We start from the raw sequence: 3,094 nt of genomic DNA on the forward strand, positions 1-3,094 counted from the left end.
GAGGCGGGGCCGCGGCGCCGGAGGGCCGGGCCTCTAGGAACGACACGCGCACGCCCATGTCGGGCACGATCCGCGGGTCCTTGGACTTGATGGCGATGCGCACCTTGACGGTCGCCTTGGTCCGATCCGCCGTAGGGATGATGGCGATCACCTCGCCGGGAATCTTCCAGTCGGAGTAGGCGTTGAGCATCGCCTCCACCTTCTGGCCGGCGGCGACGCGGTTGATGAAGGATTCGTTGACGTCCACCTGGATCTCCAGCGAGTCCATGTCCACGATGGTACCGATGCCGGTGCGCGTGAAGCCGCCGCCCGCGGAGATCGGCGAGATCATCTCGCCGGGCTGGGCGGACTTCGCCACCACCACACCGGCGAAGGGCGCGCGGATGATCGTGTTGTCGAGCTGCACCTTGGCCACGTCCACCGACTCCTGGGCCACCCGGATCTCTTCGTTGGCGGCGGCCAGGCGCGCTCGCAGCATGTCCCGCTGGGCCCGCGCGGCGTCCAGCGATTGCTCGCTCACGAGCTGCCGGCGGAAGAGATCGTCCTGCCGGACGAAGTCGCGCTCGGCCTGGGACAGCGTGGCCTCGATCTCGGCGAGCCGGGATCGCGACGAGACGAGCTGGGCCTGGGACAGCGAGAGCTGGGCGCGCGCCTCGGTGTCGTCGAGCCGGGCGAGCACCGCGTTCTCGGCCACCCGCTGACCTTCCTCGATCAGGACTTCGGTGACCTTGCCCGTGATCTTGGCCGACACCGTGGCCTGCCGGCGCGCCGTCACGTAGCCGCTGGCGTCGAGCACGGAGCCCGGTCCGTCGCTCCGCGCCGCGCGCGCCACCGCGGTCTTGACCGTCGGCACGGTCGCCCGCGCGGCCACCAGCCAGCCGGCCGCGGCGAGAGCGAGCAGCACCACGCCCGCGAGCGCGAGCCGGCGCCCGCGGCGGCGCGGCATCGCGGCGGAGGTACGATCACGTCGGAGCTCTTTGAGAAGGTCGGTCCGGTCCACGAGATCAGTGTGCCACAGGCTCCCGACTGACGCACTGCGGCGACGCGCCGGCGGGCGGCGGCCTTGCGACGGGACGGCGCGGCATGGTAGGCTCCCCGGCGTTTCGGCCTCGATTCCGCACCGTTAACCCGCCCAGCGAGGAGGCGCCGCCATGCCATTCGTGAACATCCGGATCTACGAGGGCTGGGGCAAGGAGCGCAAGGACGAGATCGCCCGGCGCGTCACCGAGGCGATCACGGACGTGACCAAGCTGCCCGCCCAGGCGGTCTGGGTTGTCGTCGAGGAAGTGGATCCCCCCGACTGGTACGTGGCCGGCAAGCCCGGGGAGCGAATGAAGAAGTGACCCTGGAGATCCGCGACCCGCGGCTCACCAGCATCATCGGCACTCACGTCGAGTTCGAGCGGATCGCGACCGGGTGTCTCTTCACCGAGGGGCCGCTCTGGCACCCGAGGGGCGAGTATCTACTCTGGAGTGACATGCCCGGGGATCACCTTCGCCGCTGGTCGAAGGCGGACGGCGTCACCACCTTCCGTCAGCCGTGCAACAAGTCCAACGGCCTCACCTGGGACCGGCAGGGCCGGCTCCTGGCCTGCGAGCACGCCTCCAGCCAGGTGACGCGCACCGAGCCGGACGGCCGCATCACGCCCCTCGCCACCCACTACGACGGGAAGCAGCTCAACAGCCCCAACGACATCGTGTGCGCGCAGGACGGCGGCATCTACTTCAGCGACCCGCCCTACGGCCGCGCGGAATTCTACGGGGTGAAGCGCGAGCAGGAGCTCGCCTTCCAGGGCGTGTACCGCGTGGGGGCCGACGCGCGCAAGCCCATGCTGCTCGTGGACGACTTCGACCGGCCCAACGGCCTCTGCTTCTCGCTGGACCAGCGCCGCCTCTTCGTCAACGACACCGCCCGGCAGCACATCCGGGTCTTCGACGTGCGCGACAACGGCGCCCTCGCGGGCGGCCAGGTGTGGGCTGAGACCAAGGGCGAGGGCAAGGGCGCGCCCGACGGCATGAAGCTCGACTCCGCCGGCAACATGTACTGCTGCGGACCGGGCGGCATCCATGTGTTCAGTCCCGAGGCGGTGGACCTGGGCGTGATCCAGGTGCCGGAGTACACCGCGAACTTCGCGTGGGGCGACCGCGATCTCCGGACGCTCTTCATCACCGCATCCACGTCGGTCTACGCGATCCGCACCGTCGTGCCCGGGCTGTCCGCCCTGTAGCTCATCGTTCAAAGGAGGCTTCCCATGATCAAGCGCGTGCTCACGCTGCTGGTGGCGGGCGTGCTGGCCCTGCCGCTCGCCGCCGAGGCTCAGAAGACCATCAAGGTCGGCATGCCGATGCCCCTGTCTGGACCGCCCGCCCTCTTCGGGGATCCCGCCAGCAAGGGCGCCCAGATGTTCGTGGACGAGCTCAACGCCAAGGGCGGGGTGCTCGGGCGCAAGATCGAGCTCATCGTGCGGGATTCCAAGGCCGACGCCAACGAGGCGGTGCGCGTGGCCCGCGAGCTGATCCTCAAGGACAACGTCGACTTCCTGGTGGGTACCCTCACCTCCGCGGAAGGGCCGGCGGTGTCGGTGGTGGCGAAGGAGAACAAGGTCGTCTTCATCGCTCCCATCCCGAAGACCGATCAGCTCACCGCCGCCGACAAGCTCCATCCCTACGTCTTCCGCGTCTCCGCCAACACGACGATGGAAGGCCGGAGCGCGGCGGAGATCGTGGCCAAGTGGCCGGTGACCAAGGTGGCGACGATCAGCTTCGACTACGCCTACGGCCAGGACGTGACCAAGGCGTTCGTGGAGCACCTCAAGAAGGTCAAGCCCTCCGCGCAGATCGTGGACCAGCAGTGGCCCAAGCTTGGCGAGCAGGACTACAACCCCTTCATCAACGCCCAGATGGGGAAGAAGCCGGAGGCGATCTTCTCGTCGATCTGGGGCGGCTTCTTCGTGACGTACTCGAAGCAGGCCAAGGCGCTCGGGGTCTTCGACGCGGTGAAGTACAACTTTATCGGCGTGGGCGAGGCCGGCTCGCCCGAGACCACCAAGTCCATGGGCAAGGACTATCCGGTGGGGATCTGGGGCAACTCGTAC

Annotated in this window: 4 protein-coding genes; 3 read left to right on the forward strand and 1 reads right to left on the reverse strand. The window is 68.7% G+C overall.

Annotation, left to right across the window (positions count from 1 at the left end; genetic code table 11):
* Positions 1-946: efflux RND transporter periplasmic adaptor subunit (locus tag VFX14_12715; protein ID HEU5190542.1), on the reverse strand; the 946-nt coding region annotated here is incomplete at its 3' end.
* 205 nt (positions 947-1,151) lie between these two features.
* Between VFX14_12715 and VFX14_12720 the strand changes: the two genes are divergently transcribed.
* The 3 genes from VFX14_12720 to VFX14_12730 form a co-directional block, all read left to right on the forward strand.
* A complete protein-coding gene (locus VFX14_12720) occupies positions 1,152-1,343 on the forward strand; it encodes a 4-oxalocrotonate tautomerase family protein (GenBank protein HEU5190543.1) in 192 nt (63 codons plus the stop codon).
* Positions 1,340-2,227, forward strand: a complete 888-nt coding sequence (locus VFX14_12725) for an SMP-30/gluconolactonase/LRE family protein (GenBank protein HEU5190544.1) — start codon at positions 1,340-1,342, stop codon at positions 2,225-2,227. The genes VFX14_12720 and VFX14_12725 overlap by 4 nt, the downstream gene beginning before the upstream one ends.
* A gap of 24 nt (positions 2,228-2,251) precedes the next feature.
* Positions 2,252-3,094, forward strand: an 843-nt coding sequence (locus VFX14_12730; GenBank protein HEU5190545.1) for an ABC transporter substrate-binding protein, incomplete at its 3' end; no start/stop codon positions are given.

Source organism: Candidatus Methylomirabilota bacterium (assembly GCA_035764725.1).
GTDB lineage: Bacteria > Methylomirabilota > Methylomirabilia > Rokubacteriales > CSP1-6 > DASRWT01.

Coding starts and splice junctions, on each gene's coding strand:
- VFX14_12720 (HEU5190543.1), top strand. CDS start 1,152: ATGCCATTCGTGAACATCCGGATCTACGAGGGCTGGGGCAAGGAGCGC.